The sequence below is a fragment of the Comamonas halotolerans genome (genome assembly GCF_030162935.1).
Lineage (GTDB): Bacteria > Pseudomonadota > Gammaproteobacteria > Burkholderiales > Burkholderiaceae_C > Comamonas > Comamonas halotolerans.
This window is the reverse complement of record NZ_JASAUZ010000034.1, coordinates 15,126-41,517: the sequence shown is the minus strand read 5'-3', so window position 1 is coordinate 41,517 and position 26,392 is coordinate 15,126. Positions and strand designations below refer to the sequence as shown.

The 26,392-nt window shown below is 55.6% G+C and carries 18 protein-coding genes, 4 tRNA genes and 1 riboswitch; of the genes, 14 read left to right on the top strand and 8 right to left on the bottom strand.

Going from position 1 to position 26,392, the window contains the following annotated elements; genetic code table 11:
- Window positions 1-71: 71 nt before the first annotated feature.
- Complete coding sequence (gene rnr, locus QEP11_RS13075; protein ID WP_284337092.1) at window positions 72-2,405, bottom strand: ribonuclease R; 2,334 nt, start codon at window positions 2,403-2,405, stop codon at window positions 72-74.
- Window positions 2,406-2,439: 34 nt separating this feature from the next.
- Here rnr and QEP11_RS13070 point away from each other — a divergent pair.
- The 4 genes from QEP11_RS13070 (at window position 2,440) to QEP11_RS13055 (ending at window position 3,097) form a co-directional block, all read left to right on the top strand.
- Window positions 2,440-2,524: transfer RNA gene (locus QEP11_RS13070), tRNA-Leu, on the top strand.
- A 141-nt stretch (window positions 2,525-2,665) separates the two neighbouring features.
- A tRNA-Leu gene (locus QEP11_RS13065) sits at window positions 2,666-2,750 on the top strand.
- 88 nt (window positions 2,751-2,838) lie between these two features.
- Window positions 2,839-2,923: transfer RNA gene (locus QEP11_RS13060), tRNA-Leu, on the top strand.
- 89 nt (window positions 2,924-3,012) lie between these two features.
- Window positions 3,013-3,097, top strand: a tRNA-Leu gene (locus QEP11_RS13055).
- 151 nt (window positions 3,098-3,248) lie between these two features.
- Here QEP11_RS13055 and QEP11_RS13050 read toward each other — a convergent pair.
- Both QEP11_RS13050 and QEP11_RS13045 read right to left on the bottom strand, forming a co-directional pair.
- Window positions 3,249-5,771: a DUF349 domain-containing protein gene (locus QEP11_RS13050; protein WP_284337091.1), complete on the bottom strand. Its 2,523-nt coding sequence runs from the start codon at window positions 5,769-5,771 to the stop codon at window positions 3,249-3,251.
- Between the two features lie 149 nt (window positions 5,772-5,920).
- Window positions 5,921-9,595, bottom strand: a complete 3,675-nt coding sequence (locus QEP11_RS13045; protein ID WP_284337090.1) for a DUF748 domain-containing protein — start codon at window positions 9,593-9,595, stop codon at window positions 5,921-5,923.
- Between the two features lie 531 nt (window positions 9,596-10,126).
- On the opposite strand from QEP11_RS13045, the gene QEP11_RS13040 reads away from it, so the two are divergent.
- The 3 genes from QEP11_RS13040 to nrdR all read left to right on the top strand — a co-directional run bounded on the left by QEP11_RS13040 (window position 10,127) and on the right by nrdR (window position 12,998).
- The gene (locus tag QEP11_RS13040) at window positions 10,127-10,993 is read left to right on the top strand and encodes a lytic transglycosylase domain-containing protein (protein ID WP_284337089.1); all 867 of its coding nucleotides are present in this window, start codon (window positions 10,127-10,129) and stop codon (window positions 10,991-10,993) included.
- A 105-nt stretch (window positions 10,994-11,098) separates the two neighbouring features.
- Window positions 11,099-11,257: riboswitch (ZMP/ZTP riboswitch) on the top strand.
- Between the two features lie 35 nt (window positions 11,258-11,292).
- Window positions 11,293-12,537, top strand: a complete 1,245-nt coding sequence (glyA, locus tag QEP11_RS13035) for a serine hydroxymethyltransferase (RefSeq protein WP_284337088.1) — start codon at window positions 11,293-11,295, stop codon at window positions 12,535-12,537.
- A gap of 11 nt (window positions 12,538-12,548) precedes the next feature.
- A complete protein-coding gene (gene nrdR / locus QEP11_RS13030; RefSeq protein WP_284337087.1) occupies window positions 12,549-12,998 on the top strand; it encodes a transcriptional regulator NrdR in 450 nt (149 codons plus the stop codon).
- A 140-nt stretch (window positions 12,999-13,138) separates the two neighbouring features.
- Here the strand turns inward: nrdR and aroC are convergent, their stop codons facing one another.
- Together aroC and QEP11_RS13020 are read right to left on the bottom strand one after the other, a co-directional pair.
- On the bottom strand, window positions 13,139-14,236 hold the full coding sequence (aroC, locus tag QEP11_RS13025) for a chorismate synthase (protein WP_284337086.1): 1,098 nt from the start codon (window positions 14,234-14,236) through the stop codon (window positions 13,139-13,141).
- A 900-nt stretch (window positions 14,237-15,136) separates the two neighbouring features.
- Complete coding sequence (locus QEP11_RS13020; protein WP_284337085.1) at window positions 15,137-15,598, bottom strand: CBS domain-containing protein; 462 nt, start codon at window positions 15,596-15,598, stop codon at window positions 15,137-15,139.
- Window positions 15,599-15,930: 332 nt separating this feature from the next.
- On the opposite strand from QEP11_RS13020, the gene QEP11_RS13015 reads away from it, so the two are divergent.
- From QEP11_RS13015 to QEP11_RS12995, 5 genes are all read left to right on the top strand, one after another.
- The gene (locus QEP11_RS13015) at window positions 15,931-17,229 is read left to right on the top strand and encodes an O-acetylhomoserine aminocarboxypropyltransferase (RefSeq protein WP_284337084.1); all 1,299 of its coding nucleotides are present in this window, start codon (window positions 15,931-15,933) and stop codon (window positions 17,227-17,229) included.
- Window positions 17,229-17,651, top strand: coding sequence for a GNAT family acetyltransferase (locus tag QEP11_RS13010; protein ID WP_284337083.1), 423 nt, complete (start codon window positions 17,229-17,231; stop codon window positions 17,649-17,651). The genes QEP11_RS13015 and QEP11_RS13010 overlap by 1 nt, the downstream gene beginning before the upstream one ends.
- A 32-nt stretch (window positions 17,652-17,683) precedes the next feature.
- Entirely contained in the window at window positions 17,684-18,493 is an 810-nt protein-coding gene (locus QEP11_RS13005; RefSeq protein ID WP_284337082.1) for an alpha/beta fold hydrolase, read from the top strand.
- 127 nt (window positions 18,494-18,620) lie between these two features.
- The gene (locus QEP11_RS13000; protein ID WP_284337081.1) at window positions 18,621-18,950 is read left to right on the top strand and encodes an Mpo1-like protein; all 330 of its coding nucleotides are present in this window, start codon (window positions 18,621-18,623) and stop codon (window positions 18,948-18,950) included.
- A gap of 98 nt (window positions 18,951-19,048) precedes the next feature.
- The gene (locus QEP11_RS12995) at window positions 19,049-19,879 is read left to right on the top strand and encodes an oxygenase MpaB family protein (RefSeq protein ID WP_284337080.1); all 831 of its coding nucleotides are present in this window, start codon (window positions 19,049-19,051) and stop codon (window positions 19,877-19,879) included.
- A 70-nt stretch (window positions 19,880-19,949) separates the two neighbouring features.
- Here the strand turns inward: QEP11_RS12995 and QEP11_RS12990 are convergent, their stop codons facing one another.
- Together QEP11_RS12990 and QEP11_RS12985 are read right to left on the bottom strand one after the other, a co-directional pair.
- Complete coding sequence (locus QEP11_RS12990; protein WP_284337079.1) at window positions 19,950-21,788, bottom strand: AMP-dependent synthetase/ligase; 1,839 nt, start codon at window positions 21,786-21,788, stop codon at window positions 19,950-19,952.
- A 302-nt stretch (window positions 21,789-22,090) separates the two neighbouring features.
- Window positions 22,091-23,305 (bottom strand): YhjD/YihY/BrkB family envelope integrity protein, encoded by a 1,215-nt coding sequence (locus QEP11_RS12985; protein ID WP_284337078.1) that lies wholly within the window; start codon window positions 23,303-23,305, stop codon window positions 22,091-22,093.
- A gap of 117 nt (window positions 23,306-23,422) precedes the next feature.
- Here QEP11_RS12985 and QEP11_RS12980 point away from each other — a divergent pair, with 117 nt between their 5' ends.
- Together QEP11_RS12980 and QEP11_RS12975 are read left to right on the top strand one after the other, a co-directional pair.
- On the top strand, window positions 23,423-23,818 hold the full coding sequence (locus tag QEP11_RS12980; protein WP_284337077.1) for a DUF2069 domain-containing protein: 396 nt from the start codon (window positions 23,423-23,425) through the stop codon (window positions 23,816-23,818).
- A 31-nt stretch (window positions 23,819-23,849) separates the two neighbouring features.
- Window positions 23,850-25,274 (top strand): FAD-binding oxidoreductase, encoded by a 1,425-nt coding sequence (locus tag QEP11_RS12975; RefSeq protein WP_284337076.1) that lies wholly within the window; start codon window positions 23,850-23,852, stop codon window positions 25,272-25,274.
- Between the two features lie 69 nt (window positions 25,275-25,343).
- Here the strand turns inward: QEP11_RS12975 and QEP11_RS12970 are convergent, their stop codons facing one another.
- A complete protein-coding gene (locus QEP11_RS12970; RefSeq protein ID WP_284337075.1) occupies window positions 25,344-25,970 on the bottom strand; it encodes a hypothetical protein in 627 nt (208 codons plus the stop codon).
- Window positions 25,971-26,392 lie beyond the last annotated feature (422 nt).

Below are 26,392 nucleotides of genomic sequence, written 5' to 3'. Positions count from 1 at the left end.
CCAACCATTGAAGTGCCAGAAAACTCCACACAAGCAGCACTGGTCAGCAATGCTTGCGCAAGAGCAAGGTGTTAGCGGCGCTTTCTCGCCGCTTTGGTTGCTGCCTTGCCTGCTGGTTTTGCAGCCCCGTTTTTCTTTCCATGCACAGCACCAAAAGCAACTGCTGCAGGATCAGCCCAAGCAGCTCCTGCCTGTCCCGCAGTCTTGTGCTGTTTGGAAGCGGCGCGCTTCTTGTCCTGAGAACGCGCTCGAGGAGCTGGCTCAACATATGGTGACGAATCTGAATCACGTCGTTCACGGCGAGCATCACGTTGACGCCCCGCTCCATTGCGCATGGGTGCAGCAGCTGCATCGTCTTGCACGATACGGAAGTCAATCTTGCGACCATCCAAGTCCACACGACTGACTTGCACCTGCAGGCGTGTACCAATGGTGTAGCGCACACCCGAGCGCTCGCCACGCAACTCCTGACGCTGCTCATCGAACTTGAAGTAGTCACCTCCCAGCTCGGTGATGTGCACCAGACCTTCCACATACATGGCATCCAGCGTCACAAAAATGCCAAACGTTGTGACCGCAGTGACCGTACCCGAAAACTCTTCGCCCAAATAGTCGCGCATGTATTTGCATTTGAGCCAGGCCTCCACATCGCGACTGGCTTCATCTGCCCGGCGCTCATTAGCGCTGCAATGCAGGCCCGCAGCTTCCCAACCCGCCATTTCCGCCTGCGCCAGCTTGCTGCGCGGCTTGATTTGCGGCTCCGTCACCCGGCTGGCCAAGCGTTTTGCCAGCTTCTCCTGCGCTTCACCCGGAGTCGGCAATTTAGGCAGCTTGTACTTCGCGTCCAGCAATATGGACTTGATAACGCGGTGCACCAGCAAGTCCGGGTAACGACGAATGGGACTGGTGAAGTGCGTATAAGCCTCGAACGCCAAACCAAAGTGCCCCGCATTGTCTGGCGTGTACATGGCTTGCATCATGGTGCGCAGCAGCATGGTGTGGATTTGCTGCGAATCGGGCCTGTCTTTGGTGGCATCCGCAATCGCCTGAAATTCCGCAGGCTTGGGCGAATCGCTCACCGACATATTCACCCCCGTGGCCTTCAAGTAGCCACGCAGCAAATCTATTTTTTCAGCTGATGGTTTGTCGTGCACACGGAATAGCGCTGTGCGCCCGCTTTGCTCAATAAAGTCTGCCGCGCACACATTGGCCGCCAGCATGCACTCTTCAATCAAGCGATGCGCATCATTGCGAGTGCGCGGCACGATTTTTTCAATCCGGCCATTTTCGTCGCAGACGATTTGGGTTTCCACTGTGTCAAAGTCCACTGCGCCGCGCTGGTGACGCGCCTGCAGCAACGAGCGAAACACGCCATGCAGATTCAGCAGATCAGGCACACGTGCTTTGCGCTGCGCAGCCTCTGGACCGCGTGTATTGCTCAGAATGGCCGCCACCTCGGTATAGGTAAAGCGGGCATGGCTGTGCATCACGCCGGGATAAAACTGATAGGCATGCACCTCACCTTTGGCCGTGACCAGCATGTCACAGACCATGCAAAGGCGATCCACGTCCGGATTGAGCGAGCACAGTCCATTCGAGAGCTTCTCAGGCAGCATGGGTATCACGCGACGCGGAAAGTACACGCTGGTGGCGCGATCATAGGCATCCACATCAATCGCATTGCCGTTTTGCACATAGTGACTCACATCTGCAATCGCCACCAGCAGACGCCAGCCCTTGCCACGACCGACCTTGGCAGGCTCGCAGTACACCGCATCATCAAAGTCACGCGCATCTTCACCATCGATGGTGCACAGCGGCACATCACGCAAATCGATGCGATCTTTACGATCTTTGGCCATCACCTTCTCGGGCAATGCTTTGGCTGCCTCCAGACACGCATCCGAGAAGATATGTGGCACGCCGTATTTGCGCACGGCAATCTCAATTTCCATGCCCGGGTCATCCATTTCCCCGAGCACTTCAACAATGCGTCCCACTGGCTGACCAAACAAGGCTGGTGCCTCAGTCAACTCCACCACTACGACCTGGCCGGTTTTCGCACTTCCGGTAGCCCCTTGCGGCACCAGCACATCCTGCCCGTAGCGCTTGTCTTCCGGTGCCACCAGCCAAACGCCACTCTCCTGCAACAGACGTCCGATCAAGCTCTTGGTGGGGCGATCAACAATTTCAACAATGTGCCCCTCTGGGCGACCGCGCTTGTCCTGGCGAACAATATTGACGCGTACCCGATCCTTGTGGAGCACAGCACGCATTTCATTGGCGGGGATGTAAATATCGGCATCGCCATCGTCACGAATGACAAAGCCATGCCCGTCTCGATGCCCTTGCACAATCCCTTCAATCTCTTTAAGTGAAGTGCGAGAGTTGGTGCGAGGGTCCATTTTTTTGCTATACAATCTAAATCTTTCCTGAAAAGCCCAGGTGGCGGAATTGGTAGACGCACTAGTTTCAGGTACTAGCGGGTAACTCCGTGGAGGTTCGAGTCCTCTCCTGGGCACCAAGTTTAACGACAACTGCTTGCAGTGTTGGAAAACAAAAAGTTCACAAATTACCAAGTGAACGTTTTGTTTGGAAGTAAACTACTCTTTTCAGCGAAATATGAAATTTATTGAAAGACCCTAACGGTATTCAGTAAATATCAGCCCAGGTGGCGGAATTGGTAGACGCACTAGTTTCAGGTACTAGCGGGTAACTCCGTGGAGGTTCGAGTCCTCTCCTGGGCACCAAAATTTGCGATGCTTGCTTGTTCGGCAGGCATCAACAAAAGCAAGTTGTTGAGTGCTACCTCACTTATAAAGTAACAATTTGTCTTTTGCCCAGGTGGCGGAATTGGTAGACGCACTAGTTTCAGGTACTAGCGGGTAACTCCGTGGAGGTTCGAGTCCTCTCCTGGGCACCAAAATTTGATCCGGCATATGTATATATATGTATGCCACGAAGCTAGATTGCCGGGTGCTACCACACTCCCAGAAAAAGCAATATGGCTTTGCCCAGGTGGCGGAATTGGTAGACGCACTAGTTTCAGGTACTAGCGGGTAACTCCGTGGAGGTTCGAGTCCTCTCCTGGGCACCAGACACATCAAGCCGTTGTATGCAAATACAACGGCTTTTTTTGTTGCGCACCTCTCTCATCAGAAGAAAAAAAGCCAGCACCTGAAAATGGTGCTGGCTTGAAGAGCTCGGTGTAGGCATCCAAACGTCGAATGCCCACACGCAATCAGCAGTTACTTTCGCAACAAAGGCTTGAGCACATTCTGCAGTCGACGTGCTTGCGCATCGCTGTGCTTGGAAGCCAGCACCGCAGCAACATCTTCCGCCCAGGTTTCGGCAGGAGCGGGAGCATTCCGGCGCGTGAGCAGTTGCAGCTGCAGCATGCGGCGAGCAGACATATGCTCTGCAGGCGTTGCCGTATCAGAGGCGATCTCCAAGCGCAGCATGGCTTCAGAGGCATCGCTGGCAACCGGTGCAGCCACCGCCTGCGACCAGGCATTGCGCACCTGTGCCGTCACCTTGCCACCCAGCTCCTGAGCCGTAGGCACAGCCTGCGCATCACGCTTGCTCCACGCCTCCACCAGCTTGCTCAAGGCCTCGCCATGGGCCTGTGCCGCCAGTTTACGCAATGCAAACTGTGCACTTTCCATGGCATCACGCTGCGCACGGAAAGCGGCATCACCCAAGCGAGGACTACGCTCAGCGCGCATGGGACGCGCATCTTTACGTGCTGGACGTGCATCGCGTGCCGATGTCGCAGCCGCCTCTTTTTTGGCACCAGGGCGGTCATCACCACGTACCGCAACCACAGGACGCTCCAGCTTGGCTGCATCAGAGGCTGTCGATTCCGTAGCAGCCTCTGGCTCACTCGCCACTGTCGACTCTTGCGGTTGATGACGCACAGCTTCTTCCAGCGCTGACATGGCTGCGCGAATCTGCTGAACGTCACCCGAGGCATTGGCCGCCTGCAAGGCCTTCGAGGCCTCCAACACAGCACGATCGTGAGCGGGCAGATTCTCTAGCGATGGCGCACGACCTCGCTCTGCACCTTTGCGGTTGAATGCATCATCCAAAGGCTTGCGGAAAGCATCCCACAACTTTTGCTCGTGCTTGCGATCCAGAGGCACAGCCTGCGCCTCGGCCTGCCAACGTTGCTGCAAAGACTTGACAGCATCGATCCGCAAAGTGGGTGCGTCCGACAATGCCTGCGCCTCCTCAATCATGGCATGGCGACGATCCAGGCTGGCTTTTTGCGCCGCATGCAAGGGAGCCTCCGCCAAGGCCATGGCTTGCTTGAAAGATGCCTGCAATTCAGCGAACACTTTTTCACCGACATGACCACCTTCGCGCCAGCGCTCGGAGAACTGACGCAGTGTGCGTGCGACTGCCTTGAGGTCTTGAGCATTGGCGTTGGCCGCAGCCCACGCCTTGATTTCCTCGATCAAAGCGACACGCGAGGCTTTATGCTGCGTTGACTCTGCACGCACGCGCTCCAGCCAGGCCTCCACCTGCTTGTAAGCATTGTTGCAAGCTTCATCAAACTTTTTCCAAAGCGCATGGTTCGGCGCAGCACCCTGGTCTGCAAGCTTCCATTGCTCACGCAACTGGCGCAGCGATTCTTGCAACTTGCGCCCCCCCAAAGTCTGTCCGTCTGGGCGCGCCAGCAAGGCCTCGGCTTTGGCGATCAACTCTTCACGCAAGCGGTCTACTGTCTGTGGCTGCCAGCCCTGCGCATCTCCCGCAGCCAGCAATTGCTCGTGCACCTGCTGCGCTGTGGCCTCATCCAGCCAACGGCCATGCTGCTTGAGTACCGCGCGCACAGCCTGAATAGCCTGGCCCTTCTTGCCTTCAGGGGCAGCCTGCAACACTTTCAACGCAGGGGACAGCGCCTGTGCTGCAGCCTGTTGCTTCTGTGCGCTATCAGGCTTGACCGCCTTGATGACAGCCTTAACTGGTGCCGCAGCCAGCTCCGAAGGCAATCCACGAGCTACACGGATTTCATCCGCCCAGACCGGCACCGGAGGCAGCGCGGCTTTTTCGTCTGCTGCCGCAGCCTGCGTCAGCGCCAGGGCAGATTGGTAAGCCTCCCAAACCACCAACAGTTGCGCACGCGACGCATCCAACTGCGGCGGAAAGCGAGCGTCCACACTGGCCCAGCTGGCATCGTTGGTCAACTCTTCAGCCTGTGCCTGCCAATGGGCAACATCAGCACGCAGACCTTCTTGCGCAGCCTCCGCATCGCGCCAAGGCTTGGTCGACAGTACTTCAATGCGCTGCGCCAGCAGCACTGCTGCTTCACGTTGTACCTGTACGCGATGCTGCAAATCTTCAATCGTCTTCACACGCTCCACCAGTTGCTGCTTGAGCGCAGACAACGGCTCGCGCGACAAAGGAGCTCCTGCCTTGGCGGCATCACGCTGCCAGGACACCGCTTCCGCAACATTCAGCGTAGTGGCAGCCAACAGAGCATTGGCCTTCTCGGCCCACTCCACGGCGATCACTTCTTGATCTTTGGCGCGACGAATGTCATCCATGCGCTCACGAACCAGGCGCGCAACGCTTTTATCGCGCACGCTCAATTCTTTAAAAACTTCTTGCAATTGCGCGTCAGTCGGCTGTGCAGACAGCCAATCACGAATACGGGCGGCACGTTCACCCGAAGTGGCGGCCGAAAACGCACCACCAGTCAGTGCATCTAGAGGATGTGCCTCGGAGTGCTTGGCTGTGGAAGGATTCATTTCAGGTGCGTCGGACATTTTGCTGCGGATAATTTAGAAATCATGAAATAGGAAAACAGCCCTTCATGCCCAAGGCATGAAGGGCTATGTATATGGCACAAGACTCACAAAAAGCCTGTGCAATGCTTAGCGGGTATTTTCGCCGCTAATTGAAAAGACCCAAAGTATCACTGGACAGAAATGTTCAATAACACCGACGGGCTGGGCTCGCCTGCAGCTTTTGCGCCCACAGCGCCCAAAAACACGCGCTTTGGGTCTACACCTTGCACCAACAGATAATCACGCACATTTTGCGCCCGCTCTGACGCCAGGTCATGCCAGGCGGTGGCAGGAATGACCATGTTTTGCAAGATCAGGGCTTCCATCTCCTCACGAGCCAAATCCTTGCTCAAGCCAAGCATGTTGCGAGGAAGGTCTTTGACTGTCTCTCGATACACACGCTTGAGAGCAGCAAGCTTTTGCTTTTCGCTACGCACAGGCTTATCGGCATCTCCATCCTCTGTCGCATCGGTGCCTTGCACCCGACGCTCCAGTTGGGCCTGTTTCCATCCCTGCTCTTCAGCTACATGATCAGCCTGCCCTACCAATGTCAGCTTGAGCTGCGGCTTGTCGTTCATTGCCTTGGCCAGTTGCTGCAGATTGGTTTGTGCTTGCTTATCCAACCTGGACTGTCCGGGGGCAAAGTTGATGCCACTGCTCTCATCGTCCGAAGCAAAGGCACCCGTCAACAAACTAAACGGTGCCGTGACCGCCTTGCGAATGATGTTGCCAATGATCTTGAAGACGACAGGCGCAATGCGGAACTGTGGATCGTTGAGAGAGCCACTGATGGGCAAGTTCAGATCAATAACACCATTGCTGTCTGCCAGCAATGCCACCGCCAGACGCACGGGCAATGACGCCGGAGCACCTTCTACAGGCTCTGAAAAAGTGAGCTGGTTCAGCACCAGTTGATTGCTTGCCGTGAGCTGTCCATCAGGCTGCACCTCATAGCGCACATCCATGCTGAGCTTGCCCTTCTCAATACCGTGCCCCGCATACTTAATAGAGTAAGGCGTGAGGGGAGACAAATCCAAGCCTTGCACCTGCGCACGCACATCGAGCGCCAAGGGCTGTGCCAGTGGATTGATGACACCATCCACATTGAGCCGGGCAGTTCCTTGCGCCACGCCTTCAAGCGTCAACTTGGCCAAGGCAGGCGCTTCACCCGGCGCCACTGGATGGGAGGAGAATGCCTCCAAACTGCCATTCAACGCCGTTAGGTCAGCGGTGTAGTTCGGCTGGATGAAATAGTCGGAAAATTTGATCACCCCGCCGTGCAAGGCAATCGGCCCCATATCTATCCGCGCAGAAGGCTCTGCTGGTGCTGCCTCTACTTTCAGCACCTCTTCTGAAGGCTTGCCCAACTCTGCACTACCCTCATCTTCAGCAGGCGCATCACTTTTAACCAGATTCTGCAGGTTCAAGCGGCCCTCAGGCAGCACCACCACGCGCGCGTAAAAGTCTTGCAGTTCCGTGCTGCGTACCTGAACGTGTGGCGGTTGCGCTGGCTGCATATTCAGCTGCACACCCTGCAATCGCAGCTGCTTCCAGCGCAACAGGTCCTCCGCACCCAACGTTGGCGATGCATGAGGCCCTTGCACAGCTTGCGAGGCTTTTTCATCGCCAGCAACAGTTTGCACATGAACATCAGTAACCCGGCCTTGCCCCTGCAACTGCAACTGCGGCCCTTTGGGACGTTGCGCATACTGCACATTGCCATCAAAGCTGGCCAAGGCGCGCACAAGGCGCACATTCATATAAGGAGCCATATAAGGCTCAAAGGCTTGTAGTGGCAAAGCATTGAGTTGCACACGACCTTTGGTGAGCAATGGATCCAGTTGCAAACTTCCCTCATAAGACAAGCCCCCCGGCTTGCCCCAACCACCACGTCGCGTACGCTCTGCCATGCGTGCAGACAGCTTCGTTTGCGCTGTGCCCTTGATGCTGTCCACGTTCTGCATTCGCAGTTGGACATCCGTCAATTTGATGGCCAAAGGCATGCTGCCTAGTGATGCATCGGTCAACTCCACCTGCCCTGCCGCCAGCTCCATGTCCTGCACCAATACTTGCCACGGCTTTCCGGCAGGCGATGCCACTGTCTCTTTGCCCTTGGCTGGTGCACCCACCACGGGCTGCAACCATTGCTCATACATCCAGCGGCCCTGGGCATTGCGTTGGACACGTGCAGTCGGTGCATTCAGCGCAATATGCTCCACCTGCACCTGCTGGTCCCGAGTATCCAGCTCAAGGTTACGCAACTGCAAACCTGTCCAGGCTACTTCTGGTATTTTGGTCTGACCCAGGGATACCGACTCGATCGCCAATGAAGGAACCTTGGCGTGCAAGCGCCCCTGCTTCCAAGCAATGCCAGCCGTCAAAGATGCCAATCCCCCGACTGGCAACTTCAACCACTGTTTGGCATAGGCCTGCAGCGCCTGGGCATCCAGTTTATCCACGATCAATGTCGCATGCCCACTCTCCAAGCCCCCCTTGCCCGTGCTACGAACACTGCCACGCGAGGTCCGGTCTTCGCTTTGCAGTTGCGCGCTCAGTTGCCATTGCGCATCTGTACCCATCGGCCACTTCAAGTCTTGCGCGTGCAATTGCAGGTGATCCATCCGCAAGCTGGCACCAGCTTGTCCCAAATCATCGCGCCAATTCGCCCAGCCGCCTTCAACGTTAAAGCGATCAACCCATAGTTTCCATTCTGGACTGGCAGCAGAACTCTCAGCCGCAAGCGCTGCACCTGAACCCTGCCGAGCAGAAGCAGCCTCAGGCGCCATGGGAAGCAACACTCCATCAGCTCTTCGATGCACATGCACAAATGGCTGTTTGAGAGTCACATTGGTAACTCGAACCTGCTGCTGCAAAGGACGTGTATCCCCCAGCTCCACCTGAACCTGCCCCCATCCAGCCAGCGGTTGCTTATCGCGATCTTGAAGTTTCAGGTTCGACAACTGCAGCGTACTACCTTGCAGCTGCACCGTGGGCTGGTCTTTCTGTTCAAAATTGACCAGCAAGGATGCATCCAACTCGCCTTCTTGCAGTCGTATGGGCAGATACTCTGGTAGATAAGGTACATATGTAGCCAGGTCAAACTGCTTGATTTCCAATTTGGCCTGCGTGCTCTGCGTCGCATCGAAAGGGGTGCTCACAGCCTGAGAAGCTATTTCGCTTCCATTCAGACGCATGGAAAGCTGAGGCAGAACCTTGACTTCGCGCTGCGAAGAGAGCGTGCTGATAAATGGCAACTGCAGTTGCAAAGCCTCTATGGTGTGCAAAACACCAGTTGCTTTATCGTTTAGCTCAAAACGACCATCACGAATCTGGATGTTATAGAGCGCCATCCGCGTCGGCCCTGCTGCAGGATCATCCGGATGCGAATCTTGCTGAAGTTTTTCCAACACATCCGCAAAATCCCATTTGCCATCTGCCTCCTGGCTGACACGCACCACCGGCTGATCCATTTCAACAGCATCCAGCACAGGCGCCCAGCGCAACAAGCTGGTCAGCGATGCATTGATATATGTGCGCTCTATAGAAAGTGCTGGTGCCCGACCTTGCAAGCCTGCGACCTCCAGGCCATGCACTGTCACTGCCAACGCCCATGGCGACACGTCAACACCACGCACAGTCACCGTACGGCCCAGCGCTTCCGAAGCTTTATCCTGGATTTGTTGCGCAACAACCCGTGGCATGCCCAGCCACAAGCCCCCCCAGATGATGCATACAGCGCCAACTGCCATTGCAGCCTTACGACCCACTCCTTTGCCCCACCCAGCATGTTTTATCTTTGTCATCGTTATCGCCACCCGTATCGGTGATTACCAGCCTTCAGACCTTAACGTTCACCACCGCAAGACGGTGACAAGCTCAGAAAAATTGACACTGTTTCCTGTATGCAGTGCACACCACTTGATATGACCGCTTGTCCGAAAAACATTTCTTCTATCAAACTCATAAATTAATTCAAAAAAAACACAGCCATGTCTTTAGTTTCATAGCAGTCAACCCATTGACAAATGCAGCACACTGAGAAATTACCGACAGTTACAACCAATGACATGTACATAAACACATACTCATAATTTCCAAAAGAAATAAAAAATACAATCTTAAGTATTGACTAGTAATTTAGACGATCCTTAGAATCCGCCAACTTCAAATCACAAGACTTAGCTCATCGTTGTTACTTCACTTCCCCTAAAGGGGAACGTTCATGCCCTCTAGGCGCTGAGTAAGCGCATGAAACAGTAGCTATCGGATTCAGGCTGGATCTTCGAAGTGACCTCGTACGGTCACTCCGCCCACGCCTCAAGAAAGGAAACGCCATGTCCAACCCAGGAAACTGGCTGACTTCTATACGCACAATCGCGTCAGATATCACCGAAGGTTTTCTTGAAATTACCCACAACGGCTTTGCCCTGATCGGTCTGATCGTGGCATTAGCCGCCGCCGCTTTGCTGACACAGCCTGATTGGCGTGTCCAAGGTGAATCACAGCTGCGTACCTGGCTTCAAGATCGCTACGTTAATGTTGTAGGCTTCACCCCCGAGCCTGAAGCCATTGAACGCACAACGGCCGTCAACCCGCAGGAATTGCCTAAAGATCAGGCAGCCGTCGCTTTCTGGATCAGCAAAAAGTACCGAGTTGCGCCGGAACCTATTGCAGCCATCGTGGCTGAAGCCTACAAGCAAGGTGCACAACAAAAGCTCGACCCCACCCTGATTCTTGCCGTGATGGCTGTGGAGTCGAGCTTTAACCCCTTTGCCCAAAGTTCTGTCGGTGCACAGGGTCTGATGCAGGTGATGACCCGTGTTCATACCGAAAAGTACGACAACTTTGGCGGCAACCACGCAGCATTTGATCCGATCAGCAACCTGCGCGTGGGCACCGCCATACTCAAAGAATACGTCCAGATCACCGGGTCAGTGGAGGGCGCGCTGAAGTACTACGTCGGCGCAGCCAATCTGCAAACCGATGGAGGCTATGCAGCCAAGGTACTGGCTGAACACAACCGTCTGCGCCATGTTGCTGGCAACAGCACGCCTACCACCTCTGCCAAACCCGCACTGATTGCCAAGCGCATGATCACCCCGATCAAAGAGGCAGTTGATGCCGAAATGGCAACGGCATCCCTAGCTGCCAACAACCATGTGCCAGAGCAAACCCAGGTAGCACTCAGCTCCAATCTCTGAGCCCTGGCTGCACATACGCAACAAAGCGCAAATATTTGCAATGGCCATCAAGCCTTGCTGTACTTGCGCTTTGTTGTTTCTGGATGCGGCTCGCTAGGCTACACTTGCAAGGTACGCAACTGGCGATAGGTATGGCAGGGTTTTATCAATGCCATGCTGACGTGGAATCGCTGCAAAAGACTTCTCATAGGCCCTTTGCCAACCACCGGGGAGCGTACCGCCCAGACTGATCGGGCGTTTCAGCCGTTCGCCTGGGCAGCCCTTTTCAAGGGAATACAAGTTCACAGGACTGCCAAATCATGTTCCAACGCACCAATACCGTCGAGATCGTCGATCCCGAAGTTTTTGCCGCCATTCAGGCTGAAAACCAGCGCCAGCAAGATCACATCGAGTTGATCGCCAGCGAAAACTACTGCTCCCCCGCAGTGATGGAAGCCCAGGGCTCTCAACTGACCAACAAGTACGCCGAAGGCTACCCGGGCAAGCGCTACTACGGTGGCTGCGAGCACGTAGACGTGGTCGAGCAACTGGCGATTGACCGTATCAAGGCCATCTTTGGCGCAGAAGCGGCCAATGTGCAGCCCAACTCCGGCTCTCAAGCCAATCAGGCAGTGTTGATGGCCTTTGCCAAGCCTGGCGACACCATTCTGGGCATGAGCCTGGCCGAAGGCGGTCACCTGACTCACGGTATGGCGCTGAACATGTCCGGAAAGTGGTTCAACGCCGTGGCCTATGGCCTGAACGAGAAGGAAGAGATCGACTACGAACAGATGGAAGCTTTGGCCCGTGAGCACAAGCCTCGCATCATCGTGGCTGGCGCTTCGGCTTATGCGCTGCGCATCGACTTCGAACGTTTTGCCAAAATCGCCAAAGAAGTTGGTGCCATCCTGTGGGTTGACATGGCCCACTACGCCGGCCTGATCGCTGCAGGCGTGTACCCCAACCCTGTGCCTTTTGCAGATGTGGTCACCACCACAACACACAAGAGCCTGCGCGGCCCCCGTGGTGGCGTGATCCTGATGAAGGCTGAACACGAAAAAGCCTTGAACAGTGCCATCTTCCCCGGCCTGCAAGGTGGCCCTCTGATGCATGTGATTGCTGGCAAGGCAGTTGCATTCAAGGAAGCGCAGTCTCCCGAATTCAAGGCTTACCAAGAGCAAGTCGTGAAGAACGCCAAGGTGGTGGCTGATACGCTGACCGAACGCGGTCTGCGCATCGTCTCTGGTCGCACAGAAAGCCACGTCATGCTGGTAGATTTGCGCGCCAAGGGCATCACCGGAAAGGCTGCTGAAGCAGCACTGGGCGCAGCGCATATCACCATCAACAAGAACGCCATTCCTAACGACCCCGAGAAACCATTCGTGACCAGCGGCATCCGTGTCGGCACCCCCGCAATGACAACCCGTGGTTTCAAGGAAGAAGAAGCCCGCATCACCGCCAATCTGGTGGCTGACGTGTTGGAAAACCCCAACGATGAAGCCAATCTGGCACGCGTACGTGAAGAGGTGGCCAAGCTGACCGCCCGCTTCCCTGTTTACAAGTAATTTGCAGCTCTATGAAGTGCCCTTTTTGCAGCCATCCAGACTCCCAAGTTGTGGAAACCCGCGTGGCCGAAGAAGGGGCCTTCATTCGACGAAGGCGCCAATGCCTGGGCTGTGCGAAACGCTTTACCACCTATGAACGCCCCGATGTGAGTTTTCCAACGGTGGTCAAAAAAGATGGTCGCCGCATTGAATTCAGTCATGAAAAGCTGCAAGACTCTTTCACACTCGCTTTGCGCAAGCGCCCCGTCGCTTCGGCTCAGGTGGATGCCGCCATTGAGCGTGTGCAAGAGCAATTGCTGACTGCAGGTGTGCGAGAAGTCCCCTCCAGCCGCATCGGAGAGCTGGTAATGCAAGAGCTACGCAAGCTCGACAAAGTTGCCTATATCCGATTTGCCAGCGTCTACCGCAGCTTTGAAGACATTGATGACTTCAAACATCTGGTGGATGAGGTTCGCACCTGAGTCGTGACGATGTTCACAATAAAAAATGCCGCAATTGCGGCATTTTTTATTGACCAAGCACAGCAAGCTCCAGCCGCAGTGCCTTCATGCACACCAAGCTTGGATCTGTACCAGCAAATCCAAGCTTGGACGCAGGTCCCTTAAGCGGCAGATGCCGGAATCGGTGGAACGATCTGCTGTACATCGCCGCACTGCGCCCGATGGCGCAAAGCGTGGTCCATTACGACCAAGGCCAGCAATGCTTCTGCAATAGGAGCTGCACGAATGCCCACACAAGGGTCGTGGCGTCCCTTGGTGATCACGTCAGTGCTTTGCCCATGCACATCAATCGATTCGCGCGGACTCAAGATGGAGCTGGTGGGCTTGATAGCGATGGACACTTCCAAGTCTTGACCAGTACTGATACCTCCCAGAACTCCTCCCGCATGGTTGGTGCGAAAGCCTGCCGGACTCAGTGAGTCGCCGTGCACAGTGCCTCGCTGCGCCACGCTGCCAAACCCGGCACCAATCTCCACACCCTTGACCGCGTTCAACCCCATCATGGCGTATGCAATGTCGGCATCAAGTTTGTCGTACAAGGGCTGCCCCAACCCCACGGGCATTCCCGTCGCCTGCACACGAATTCGTGCACCACAGCTATCCCCCGCTTTGCGCATAGCATCCATATAGTCTTCAAGCTGCTGCACATCTGAAACTGGTGCAAAGAAAGGGTTGTTGCGCACATGCGCCCAATCTTCAAAACCAATAGGCAACTCGCCAAGCTGCGTCATGCATGCCCGAAACTCGGTGCCCAAGTGCGTTTTGAGCCATTTTTTAGCTACCGCACCAGCGGCGACTGTTGGTGCCGTCAAACGTGCCGATGAGCGACCTCCACCACGTGGATCACGAACTCCATATTTGTGCCAGTAGGCGTAATCCGCATGACCTGGGCGAAAGCTCGCCGCAATATTTGCATAGTCTTTGCTGCGTTGATCAGTATTGCGGATGAGCAGGCCAATGGGCGTTCCCGTGGTAACACCTTCGTAAACACCCGACAGGATTTCAACTTGGTCAGGCTCTTGCCGCTGGGTCACATGTCGGCTGGTACCTGGTCGGCGGCGATCCAGGTCAGCCTGGATATCCTCAGTGGACAGCGGCATGCCCGGAGGACAGCCATCAATCACGCAGCCGATGGCTGGACCATGCGATTCACCAAAGTTGGTGACAGTAAAAAGTGTTCCGAATGTATTGCCGCTCATAGTGCCGTGGATTATGCCCGCGCAAAGAAAGAACACCTTGGCGCACTACTGACGGCTTGCTTGTATTTGCAAAAAATTCCTGAAAGCCACTTGCCAGGCTATGGGCTGCAAGACGGCAAGATGTGCAGCGCAAGCGGACGCTTCAAGTGTGCTTGCAACATCCCCAGAGATTTCCCCATATATTCGCGAGCACCACCTGGACCGGGGATTCTGCAACGGAAGACTTCGATTGCTTAAACCCCGATGCCCCTTTGGTGGGGACTGCTGCCACCATAAATACCCTCCGTCGGCACCCCTACCACGCCCACACCGACCAGCGCTGAGCGATATCAGCTTTACCAAGCACTTTGAAGCCTTAAGCGCCAGATGCTGGAGGGTTTGTCCATGGGAAAATCGCAGAACCATTTGCTTCACGCAATGTATCAGGCGTTAGAGCAGATCACTACCCAAGTCTGCAGTCGCACATTGTGGTGAGCATGAAAGACGTGCGCATAGAGCTTAACAATGGTGTCTCAGACACTGTGGCCTTAACTGGCGCAAGGTCAATGACCATGAAATGGCTCAAGATGCTGGATCGTGTGAAAACGCCGCATGTGCATGTACAGACAGAATTACACGCCTGATGGGCTGTTCCTACCAAACACCATGAAAAAAGGTTTTGGGTACATTGCTGCTGCACTCCAACACTCAACGCAGCTCAAAGGAGTTGCACTGCCGATGGGGGCTTGCCTGTCTGCATTTGTGTTCCACTGCCAGGGGAACGAGACTCCATCAGATGCAGCATGCAGCACCTAGCTCGCAATGGCAGCCTCACGCACCTGCGCAATCAGTGCATGTGGAAAGAGTGTGCTGCACAAACCTTGCATATTTGGCTTGGACGGCCAAGCGCAAGACAGATGTTCAGCTTTGCTGCGTGGTACTGTCTTCCGATTCTGGCCAGTCACGGATATAAGCCTTAAGCAGTTTGTTTTCAAAGTTTTGGCTATCCACCACTGCCTTGGCCACATCGTACAAGCTCACGACACCTGTCAGTTGGCGGTTGTCCATCACCGGCATGTAGCGCGCATGATGGTCCAGGATCATGCGACGCACTTCATCCAGCTCTGTCTCTGATGTGCATGTCAGCGGCGCATCATCCATCACCGAGCGCACACGCGTCGTGCCCAGGTTGCCTCCGTTTTTGGCGATGGCCTGAATCACTTCTCGGAAAGTCAGCATGCCCACCACATCATCGTGCTCAATCACGACCAGTGAGCCTACGTCCTTTTCAGCCATCAACGCTACAGCGTCAGCTAAGGCATCATCGGCCTGCGCCACATACAAACTGTTGCCCTTGAGGAGCAGGATGTCGCTCACTTTCATTTCGGTATATCTCCAAAATCAGGCCGCTGCTACCCAATGCAGCGGCTGTCACACAAATATAGCCCACAACGCAAGCGTACAGGCGTTTGTGCGCAACTAAGCGAACATTTAGCTAGCAGCGTGATACCCAACATCAACAGCCCTGCCTGCTCGCATAAAGGCGCATCTTCATCCCCACAGCATCCGCACAAGACTGCCGAGCAGTGCCTGCAATTGCACAACAAAGCACTTTGAATGCCTAAGTCCCTAGCAAGCCGTCACCAATAGTGCAGACCAACGTCCGCTTCTGTGCCAGCATTCACGCCATTCACAAAAAAAGATGGAGATATTGCATGCCTGGTTACAGCGATCCTGGATTTGACACATTGAGCCTGCACGCAGGCGCCCAACCCGATCCAGCCACAGGCGCACGCGCCGTGCCCATTCATCTAACCACATCGTTCGTCTTTGAATCCAGCGATCACGCAGCAAGCCTGTTCAACCTTGAGCGCCCCGGCCACGTCTACAGTCGCATCAGCAATCCCACCAATGCCGTGCTGGAGCAGCGCGTCTGTGCATTGGAAAACGGTGTGGGCGCTATTGCAGTAGCCAGCGGGCAGGCAGCGCTGCACCTGTCGATTGCCACGCTGATGGGTGCTGGCAGTCACATCGTGGCCAGCACAGCGCTGTATGGCGGTTCACAAAATCTGCTGCACTACACGCTGCGCCGCTTCGGCATTGAAACCACCTTTGTGCAGCCCGGAGACATTGACGGCTGGCGCGCTGCGGTGCGGCCCAACACCAAGCTTTTCTTTGGCGAAACCGTCGGAAACCCTGGCCTGGATGTACTGGACATCCCCACCGTTTCTGCGATTGCGCATGAAGCCGGAGTGCCTTTACTGGTGGACTCCACCCTCACTTCTCCATGGCTGATCCAGCCCTTTGCGCACGGCGCCGATATCGTTTACCACTCAGCCACCAAGTTTCTCTCCGGTCACGGCACGGTGATTGGTGGCATCGTGGTGGATGGCGGCAAGTTCGACTGGGACAAGTCCGGCAAATTTCCAGAGCTGACCGAGCCTTACGACGGCTTTCACAACATGGTGTTCACCGAGGAAAGCACCACCGGCGCCTTCTTGCTGCGTGCGCGCCGCGAAGGTCTGCGCGACTTTGGTGCCTGCATGAGCCCACACAGCGCCTGGCTGATTTTGCAAGGCATCGAGACACTGCCGCTGCGCATGGAAAAGCACATGAAGAACACCGAGAAAGTGGTGCAGTTTCTGGCCAGCCACCCGCTGGTCAGCCGTGTTGGACACCCCATGCTGGAAACCCACACTTCGCATGCGTTGGCTCAAAAACTGCTGCCACGCGGCGCTGGTTCCGTCTTTAGTTTTGACATTGCTGGCAACCGCAATCAAGGCAAAAAGTTCATCGAGACACTCAAGGTATTCAGCCACCTGGCCAATGTAGGGGACTGCCGCTCTCTGGTCATTCACCCAGCCAGCACCACCCATTTCCGCATGAGCGATGAAGCACTGGCACAAGCCGGCATTGGACAAGGCACGATTCGTTTGTCGATTGGACTGGAAGATGCCGACGACCTGATTGACGATCTCAAACGGGCACTGAAAGCCGCCGAGAAGGCCGCGTAATGGATGTCCGCTGCTTTGCGCTGGCAGATACCGAAACCGTGATGCAGCTCTGGAGCGACTGCGACCTGACTCGCAGCTGGAACAATCCCTATAAGGACATAGAGCGAAAGCTCAGTGTCTCACCCGAACTTTTTTTGGTGGGTTGCGATGCTGCAGGGCAGGTCATGGCTTCCATCATGGTGGGCTATGACGGACACCGCGGCTGGGTCAACTATCTGGCAGTACACCCCAGCCACCAATGCCGGGGACAGGCCCGCGCTCTGATGCAGCAGGCTGAACAGCTCCTGGCGCGGCTTGGATGCCCCAAGCTCTCTTTGCAGGTGCGCACAGGCAACCAACAAGCACTCGATTTCTACACCCACCTCGGCTATATCGAAGATCAAACAGTCACGATGGGCAAACGCCTCATTGCAGATTTCTAAAACAGGCCCATCCAACTTTTTTGGAGACAACAATGCAAATTAACGTGCAAGGTGTAAACATTTACGCTTACACCGGCGGAAAGCAATTCGATACGAATCAACCCACTGTCATCCTGATTCATGGTGTCCTGTGCGATCACAGCGTCTGGGCATTGCAAAGCCGTTATCTGGCCAACCACGGCTGGAATGTGCTGGCCATTGATCTGCCTGGCCACTGCCGCAGTGAAGGCGATGCTCCCACGTCGGTCGAAGCAGCAGCCACCTTTATCGAACATTTGATGGATGCAGCAGGCCTGGAAAAAGCCGCGCTGATCGGGCACAGCTGGGGCAGTCTTATTGCCCTGCAAGCTGCGGCACAACTGGGCTCACGCATCACCCACCTGGGTTTGGTGGGCACCGCCTTTCCCATGAAGGTTTCGCCAGCATTGCTGGACAGCGCGCTGCGCACGCCTGACAAAGCCATCGCCATGATCAACACTTTCTCACGCGCCACGCTCTCTCCACCCAACGGGGCTGGCAGCTGGGTATATGGAGCAGGCATGGCGCTGGGCCAACGCGTGCTGGCCAGCAATCGCAACACCAATTTGCTGCACACAGGCTTTAGCGCCTGCGACCAATACGCCAACGGCGAGCAAGCCATTGCGCAAGTGCAATGCCCGATCTTGTTTGCCCTGGGCCAGCAAGACCAGATGACACCACCCAAGGCAGCCCAAGGCTTGATCGCTACAGCCAAGGCAGCGGGAAAAACTGTACAGCTTGCAATGCTGCCCATGGGCCATAACCAGATGACGGAGTCTCCCGACGAAACCCTGTTTGCCCTGTACAACTTCCTCAACGGTTAATTGCCAATCCTGTTGAGCAATCCAGCCCTGCTTTGCAGGGCTTTTCTTTATTGCACTGCCGCGAGACATGAACACCCATTGTCTCTATAAGTATGTGGACTCGTCCACTCGAAAGATGGAGGCCTGCATGTCCAGCACTACAACACCGGTTGATGCCAAGGCATTCACCAGCTTTACCGAGTTCTATCCGTTTTATCTGAGCGAACACAGCAACCGAATTTGTCGTCGCCTGCACTTTGCAGGCAGCACCCTTGGTTTGCTCTGTCTGGTGCTGGCACTGTGGCTGCGCCAGCCTTGGTTTATTGTGCTCGGCCTCTTTTTGGGTTATGCACTGGCCTGGATCGGTCACTTTGCCTTCGAGCACAACAAGCCCGCCAGCTTCAAACGCCCGCTCTACAGCTTTATGGGTGACTGGAGAATGTATGCCGATATCTGGCGGGGGCGCATCCGCCTGTAACGCGGCTTGCGCCTACGGACAGCTCATGCGCGAAACCGGCATATTAGGCGTTCGCCCATTCGGAGTATCGCCATTTGCTGCGCGCCCTTTTACGCTTGATGCAAGCGCCTCCCGGCCTTGCGATTGATTTCACACAACCAGCCCACGCCCCGGCACTTGCTCCAGCCGACGGTGTCTCATGGCGCATTTTCTCCAACCCTGTATCGCTGTTTATTGGTGGTGTGAGTGCTGTCCTTCTGGAGCTGGCCGAGCCGCGGGTGCGCACCGGGGTGTGGGAACACAGCAGCTTTCGCAGCGACCCTCTGGGCCGCCTGCACCGCACTGGCTATGCCGCCATGGTCACCGTTTACGCGCCACGTGCGCAGGCAGAGTCCATGATTGCACACGTGGTGCACATGCACGAAAAAGTGCGCGGCACAACACCGGACGGGCAAGCCTACAGCGCCAATACCCAAGAACTGCTCGACTGGGTACAAGCCACTGCCATTTTTGGTTTCACCCAAGCCTATAGCTGCTTTGTCCGGCCCATGACACCGGATGAAAAAGACCAGGCTTTTGCTGAGGGCCAAGCATCTGCGAGCCTGTATGGTGCCCATGGCTTGCCCAACACTTGGCAGCAATGGGAACAATTGCTGGCGCACACCAGCAGCACGCTGGAAGGCCATCCCATCCTGGCTGAATTTATCGACATCATGTGCCACAGTCCGATACTACCTGGCCCCCTGCGCCCCCTGCAGTTGCTACTGGTCAAGGCCGCAGTGCACATCACACCCTCACCAGTGCGAGAGATGCCACCGCTACAAGCTTTGGCGCTGCGCCCTTGGCAACTGCGGCTCGTACGCACTTTGGCTTGGCTGGCCGAGCGATGGCCACTCCCCATGCTTCCCCCGGCACAGGCTCGGCAACGCATGCAAATGCGCAGAAGATAAATAGTACGCAAACTCTATGTATAAAAAAACGGGCTGACCAACCCGTTTTTACGCGCTTATGAAGCAGACCCTATGCCGAACGACGCTTGCCATACAAGGTATCAATGTCCAGGGCATAACGCTCCAAGATCTGTTTGCGCTTGACCTTCATGGTCGGAGTGAGCAATTGGTTTTCCACACTCCAAGGCTCTGTGGTCAACAGCAATGCCCGTGGCTGTGCATAGCTGGGAAAGTCTGTGCTCAGCGCCTGCAAGCGCCTGAGCACGGTCTGCACCACCATGGGTTGGCGCAGCGTTGCCGGGTCGCTCGCATCCCAGCTATTTTCAGCAGCAAACAAACCCCAGTTTTCTTCGTTGAGCACAGCTATCGCGCTTATGAAAGGGCGATGGTCGCCCAACACCATGATCTGCTCAATCAGCGGATCGCCCAGCAGTGACAACTCCACATCCGCAGGAGAAATCTTTTCACCGGTGGAAGTGACAATGATTTCCTTCAAGCGGCCCATCAAACGAATGCGCCCCTTCACCAATTCAGCTTGGTCACCGGTGCGCAGCCAGCCGTCTTCCGTGAATGCCGCAGCAGTTTCCTCAGGGCGCTTCCAGTAGCCCCTCATCACGATCGGACCGCGCACCTGCAACTCACGCTGCTCACCAATGCGCACCTCCACACAGGGCAAAGGTGCGCCTACTGTGGCTGGATCGTTGCTGTCCAGAGTGACCACTGAAATCACCGGCGTGGTCTCGGTCATGCCATAGCCTTGCAGCAAGGGCACATCGAGGGCCAAAAAGTCTTTGGCTGTTTTGTGAGGAATGGCTGCGCCACCAGTGATTGCCATGCGAATGCAGCCACCAAACAGTGCTGCAATTTGCTGGGCAATGGTGTCATATGCCGCAGGCTTGGGGGCACCAATCAGCGATGCATCGTGTTTGTGCAAATCTGTGATGTCTTGCCGCGCACAAAAGTTGGCCCAACCCCATTCCACCGCAGCAAAGTAAGCCTGACGCTCTTCTTGCGAGCCTGCCAGAACTTTCTCAAGCACCTTGGCATGGGCCCGCTCATAAATGCGCGGCACGCACACCAGGATGGAGGGCTTTTCTGTCTGCATATCCTGCATCAGCAATGCAGCCGAGCGGGCATAAGAAGTACAGGCGCCACAGGCAATCGCCAGGTAGTAACCCACGGTACGCTCGAAGGTATGCGAAAGTGGCAGGAACGACAAAAACCGATCGCACTCATCAGGCTGCAACCGATCCACAAATGCGCCCACATCAGCCATCACGTTGGCGTGCGTCAACATCACGCCTTTGGGCTTGCCGGTCGTACCCGAGGTGTAGACGATAGCAGCCACATCACTGGCTTGCGGCAAGGGAGGTACATGCACAGCAGCCAACGCCTCCCCCTCCTGCAACCAGTCTGTCAGTGAGATGATACGAGGCCCCCCCACTGCAGACGCTGCACTTTCTGCCCATTCCGTGACCACGACAGTGCGCAGTGTGGCCATGGGGTATTCCGTAGCCTGCAAGCGCTCCCATTGGATTCGCGTGGACACCACCAGCAAACTGATCTCGGCGTTGTCAAAAATGTAGGCAATGCTGGCGGGGTTGTCCGTGGTATGCACGGGCACTGCAATTGCCCCCATCTGCAAAGCCGCCTGATCCATGCACATGGCATTCACACTATTGGGTAGCCAAATTCCTACCCGGTCTCCATGCGCAACATCACTGCCCTGCAAAGCACGGCAAAAACGATTGACTTGTACGCCTGCTTCTCGCCAACTGAGCTGTTTCCATGGTTGATCCTTACCCGCGAATTCTCGGTAGGCAGGTAGGTCAGGAGTAGCAGCCACGCGTGCGTTCAGCGCGTGGGCCAAGGTAGGTTGCAACCAAGGCTGAGAGATAGATGCGCTCATAAGCAATCACCAGAAATAAATGCACCAAAGCGCAGCCTAGAGCCATGCTCTGGCAATGTTTGTAGGTAGATATGAAGTTTGTCCGAAGGCTGGACCCAAGGCGATCTGCAGCAGTGCTGCAACGAACATTTCGTTTTGCCGTCACTGCACAAAAATACGATTCACGCCGTCCAAATGCAATGGCCCTGGCAAGCGCCCGCATTTGTCAAAAATGCAATCACTTCACCAAGGCCACAAACCTTCAAAAATAGAAGCATAAAGTTCTTACCTATCAAGGGTAAAAACCTTAAAACATTAATATTTTAACGCGGTACATTCAAACTTGCAGCAGTGCTGTCTTCTCCCGCTGGGGACTCTGTGCCCGGCAGCTTTGGCAGGGCGTCACGCAACAGACAATGCTCCCAGCCTGCGCTTTGCCACAGCTGCTCTGTAGTTGGCGTATGGGTCAGCAACATATGCTCAATCAACGGCGCTAGCAGCGTGTGATCGGGGTCTGCCAACAAGACATAACGTGGCTCCCCTTCTTCCAGGTAAGCGGTACCTGTATCAGGCATAGCCCCCACCCAGCGAATAGTGGTCAACGCGCTCAACGCAGGCTCCAGTTGCAAGCGATCCACCCGCAACCGTTTGGCCAGCGCCATGGAAGGCAGGCCGCGTTGCGCTTGCGTGCGCAGCGGCTCCAGGGCGGCAATGGTTTCTAAAGCCAGCTCCATCTTCCAGCCGGTTCGGCGCAAGTCACGGCCCGTACCCACCAACAAACTGGGCATATACGCCGCAACTACGGCTCCCAGCAAAAAGATGACCCAGCAGGTGTAAATCCAGATCAGCAAAATAGGCAGCGTCGCGAACGTGCCGTAAATGGCCGAGTACGTAGGCACCGTCGACAGATACAGCCCCAGCACAGTCTTGGCCAATGCCATGCCAGCCGCAACAAACAGCCCCCCCGCCCACGCATGCCGCCATTTGACTGGTGTATTGGGCACAAAGTGATAGAGCGCAGCCATGGCTGCAGACAGCAGCAAAAACTCCAAAGAGTTAAAGCCCATCTGCAAGCCTTCAGGCAAGCCAGCCACCAACCCTCGGGATGCAGACAACACATACGAGGTGGTGGCGATGCTCAGGCCCATCAGCAAAGGGCCAAAGGTGATCACACCCCAGTAAATCAACAGCCGCTGACCCAGTGGACGCATGCGCTGCACACGCCAGATGTGATTGAGCGTTTTGTCCATGGTCAAAATCAGACTCACCACCGTAAGCAGCAAAAAGGCCAGACCCACGATACCAAGCTGGCTCGCCTTGCTGGCAAATTGCATCAGATAGTCCATCACCTGCTCAGCAATCTCTACAGGAATCAAACTCTCCACCAGCCAGCGTTGCAGCGTCTGTTGCAAACGTCCAAAGCTCGGAAAAGCCGTGAATACCGAGAGCAATACTGTAAAAAATGGCACCAACGCCAGCAATGTGGTGAAAGTCAGACTGCTGGCCGTCAAGCCGAGCTGGTCCTCTCCGAAGCGCATTTTCAGAGTGTGCAATGTATTGCGCCATGGAAAAGACTTGAGCGTTTCTTTAAATTGACGCGCGCGCTGTCGCGCTCGATGGAAGGTCAGTGGCATGGGCCGTATGATGCCATCCCAATGAATTCTGCAAGCAACAACCTTCCAGGCAGCGATGTGGCTGCCACCCGATGGCTGGCCGTTGGCAGCCTGCTTGGCCTGATTGTCCTCAGCGTAGCCTGGGAGCTATGGCTGGCACCGCTGCGTCCCGGAGGCTCTTGGCTGGTGCTCAAGGCACTGCCCCTGTGTATTCCGCTCGCGGGCCTGCTCAAGCGCCGCATGTATACCTACCGCTGGGTCAGTCTGGTGGTCTGGCTTTATTTCACCGAAGGGGTGGTACGCGCATGGAGCGACCAAGCCCCCGGTAACTACCTGGCCATGCTGGAAATTGCCTTGTGCCTGCTGCTTTTTGTCGCGTGTACGCTGCATGTGCGTCTGCGCCAGAAAGCTGCAAAAACAGCAACTCAGCAGACCTGAATTTCCCTTTCACACCATTCTGAGAACCTCGATGGATAGCAAGCATTTCATCACCACCTTGCGCGGCATTGTGGGCGACAGCCATGTGCTGACCGACGGCGACTTGAGCGCCTACGAACAGGACTGGCGAAAACGTGTGCATGGCAAAGCCTTGGCCGTGGTACGCCCGGCCAGCACCGCCGAAGTGGCCTCCGTAGTCAAAGCCTGCGCTGCGGCCGGCATCTCCATCGTGCCCCAAGGCGGCAATACAGGGCTGTCGGTCGGCTCCACACCAAACAACTCTGGACAGCAGGTGGTTCTCAGCCTGCAACGCATGAACAGCATACGCAGTTTGGATCCCGACAACCTCACGGTCACAGTGGAAGCTGGCGTCATCTTGCAAACCTTGCAAGAAGCTGCAGACAAAGCTGGATTTCTCTTTCCGCTGTCGCTGGCAGCGGAAGGCAGTTGCACACTGGGTGGCAACCTGGGCACCAACGCTGGCGGCACGCAGGTGCTGCGTTACGGCAACACGCGTGAGCTGTGTCTGGGTCTGGAAGTGGTCACCCCGCAAGGCGATATCTGGGAAGGATTGACAGGCCTGCGCAAAGACAACACAGGCTACGATCTGCGCGACTTGTTTATTGGCAGCGAAGGCACGCTGGGCATCATCACCGCTGCCACCATGAAGCTATTTCCGAAACCTGTGGCACAACTCACGGCCTTTGCAGCAGTCCCAAACATGGACGCCGCCGTGCGCTTGCTGGGGCTGGCCCACCAGCACCTCTCTGCAGGCCTGACAGGTTTTGAAGTGATGGGCCAATTTGCGCTCTCACTCGTTGTCAAACACATGCCGCAATTGCGCGTGCCATTTGCCGATCTGGCCGATGCCCCTTATTGCGTTTTGCTGGAAAACTCCGACAACGAATCCGAAGCCCATGCCCGCGCGCGCTTTGAATATCTGTTGGAACTGGCGTTTGAAGACGGCTGCGTGCTGGATGCCGTGGTGGCCGAGAGCATGTCCCAGGCGCACGATCTGTGGCACATTCGCGAGAGCATTCCGCTGGCTCAAGCCGAAGAAGGCCTGAACATCAAGCACGACATTTCCATTCAAGCGTCCAGAATTCCCGCCTTTGTGGAGCACACTGATGCAGTGCTTTACAGCAAGATTCCAGGTGTTCGTTTGGTGAACTTTGGCCACCTTGGTGATGGAAATCTGCATTACAACGTACAAGTACCAGAAGGTCAGGATGGAAAAGCCTTTCTGCAGGAGAAAGAAGGCCTGGTCAATGATTTGGTCTATGACGCTGTCGCCAAATTTGGAGGTTCATTCTCCGCCGAGCACGGCGTTGGCGCACTCAAGGCCGACAAGCTGGAGCACTACAAATCACCCGTAGCACTGGGCATGATGCGCGCCATCAAGCAGGCACTCGATCCGCAAGGCATCATGAACCCTGGCTGTATTCTCAGAGCTTGAACTCTCTACAGCCGCCAAACAAAAACGCCACGCAATGTCGTGGCGTTTTTTGTTGTTTGGATCGAGTCCTCAACCTTTGGGTAGGCTTTTTTGGTTGTCCACCATGGTCTGCACATCTTTGGGCCAGGGTACATTGATATGACTGGGGTCTTGGTACTCCGAGACTTTGCCTTCATGCAACATCCACACACGCACTGCATTTTGCGCTGCGTCCACCACCACAGCCGCAGCTTCGGTACCACCTTCATGGGGTCTGTTGCCCGTGATGAACCAACGCCCCGCCTCTTCAGTCAGCGGGCTGACGGTGCGCAGGTTTGACAACAAAGTTGGGTACTCCTTGCCCATCAAATGCTTGAGCCGCTCGGCCAGCACACCCTGCTCCAAAAAGCTGACATTGCTATCGCTGGGGTAGGAGCCCAGATACTGCTTGAGTTCCCCAAGGGGAGAAGCATTGCTGCCAGGCTGATCATGGCTAGGCAAGGCATCCGCTTTCTGCGCACTTTCTGCAACAAGCGCTGCGTCACTTCCCAAGCCCTGCACTGCATCGGTATTTGCTTCGGCTGGCGGTGCTGATTGCACATTCCCCCCCGCCGCAGAGCTAGCCCTCGGAGTAGGCGGCGCAGGCTCACAGGCAGCCAAAACACCTGCTGCGGTCAAAACAGCCAAGGCATGCCAAGGACTGAGTAAACGTTTCATAGGCTCTCTCCCACGTTAGATGCTCACAAGCACATTTAAAACATCACTTCATGCACCAAAGTGCACACATTTTTCGCAGATCTCACAATAAGAATACGCGCATTGTTAAAACAAACCAATTCGATGTCTGTCCGCCGACGTCGCATATCCAGCGTGAACAATCCATCCAGAAGGCAAGCACCCCACCGCGCCCGATGGCAGATTGCCTGTGCTCATCCGGCACAGTTTTTTCTCATTCATTTGTTGCGTCAATATGATGACTTTATGCGCCATCTCTAGGCACACCGTGTAAGCAAAAGTGCCTCCTGAATCCACGAACATTGAGGCTTAGGAAGTACCAGAGACCGTAGTGGTCAAGTCTGGGTCGGGGCCATCCAAGGACATCACACCGCTTCTTGCCGAGCTTGCTATACGATTCCCCT

Coding starts and splice junctions, on each gene's coding strand:
- QEP11_RS12985 (WP_284337078.1), bottom strand. CDS start 23,305: ATGCGCTTCGGAGAGGACCAGCTCGGCTTGACGGCCAGCAGTCTGACT.
- nrdR (WP_284337087.1), top strand. CDS start 12,549: ATGAAGTGCCCTTTTTGCAGCCATCCAGACTCCCAAGTTGTGGAAACC.
- QEP11_RS13045 (WP_284337090.1), bottom strand. CDS start 9,595: ATGACAAAGATAAAACATGCTGGGTGGGGCAAAGGAGTGGGTCGTAAG.
- QEP11_RS13050 (WP_284337091.1), bottom strand. CDS start 5,771: ATGTCCGACGCACCTGAAATGAATCCTTCCACAGCCAAGCACTCCGAG.
- QEP11_RS13015 (WP_284337084.1), top strand. CDS start 15,931: ATGCCTGGTTACAGCGATCCTGGATTTGACACATTGAGCCTGCACGCA.
- QEP11_RS13020 (WP_284337085.1), bottom strand. CDS start 15,598: ATGAAAGTGAGCGACATCCTGCTCCTCAAGGGCAACAGTTTGTATGTG.
- QEP11_RS13040 (WP_284337089.1), top strand. CDS start 10,127: ATGTCCAACCCAGGAAACTGGCTGACTTCTATACGCACAATCGCGTCA.
- QEP11_RS12975 (WP_284337076.1), top strand. CDS start 23,850: ATGGATAGCAAGCATTTCATCACCACCTTGCGCGGCATTGTGGGCGAC.
- QEP11_RS13000 (WP_284337081.1), top strand. CDS start 18,621: ATGTCCAGCACTACAACACCGGTTGATGCCAAGGCATTCACCAGCTTT.
- QEP11_RS13005 (WP_284337082.1), top strand. CDS start 17,684: ATGCAAATTAACGTGCAAGGTGTAAACATTTACGCTTACACCGGCGGA.
- rnr (WP_284337092.1), bottom strand. CDS start 2,405: ATGGACCCTCGCACCAACTCTCGCACTTCACTTAAAGAGATTGAAGGG.
- aroC (WP_284337086.1), bottom strand. CDS start 14,236: ATGAGCGGCAATACATTCGGAACACTTTTTACTGTCACCAACTTTGGT.
- QEP11_RS12980 (WP_284337077.1), top strand. CDS start 23,423: ATGAATTCTGCAAGCAACAACCTTCCAGGCAGCGATGTGGCTGCCACC.
- glyA (WP_284337088.1), top strand. CDS start 11,293: ATGTTCCAACGCACCAATACCGTCGAGATCGTCGATCCCGAAGTTTTT.
- QEP11_RS12970 (WP_284337075.1), bottom strand. CDS start 25,970: ATGAAACGTTTACTCAGTCCTTGGCATGCCTTGGCTGTTTTGACCGCA.
- QEP11_RS13010 (WP_284337083.1), top strand. CDS start 17,229: ATGGATGTCCGCTGCTTTGCGCTGGCAGATACCGAAACCGTGATGCAG.
- QEP11_RS12995 (WP_284337080.1), top strand. CDS start 19,049: ATGCAAGCGCCTCCCGGCCTTGCGATTGATTTCACACAACCAGCCCAC.
- QEP11_RS12990 (WP_284337079.1), bottom strand. CDS start 21,788: ATGAGCGCATCTATCTCTCAGCCTTGGTTGCAACCTACCTTGGCCCAC.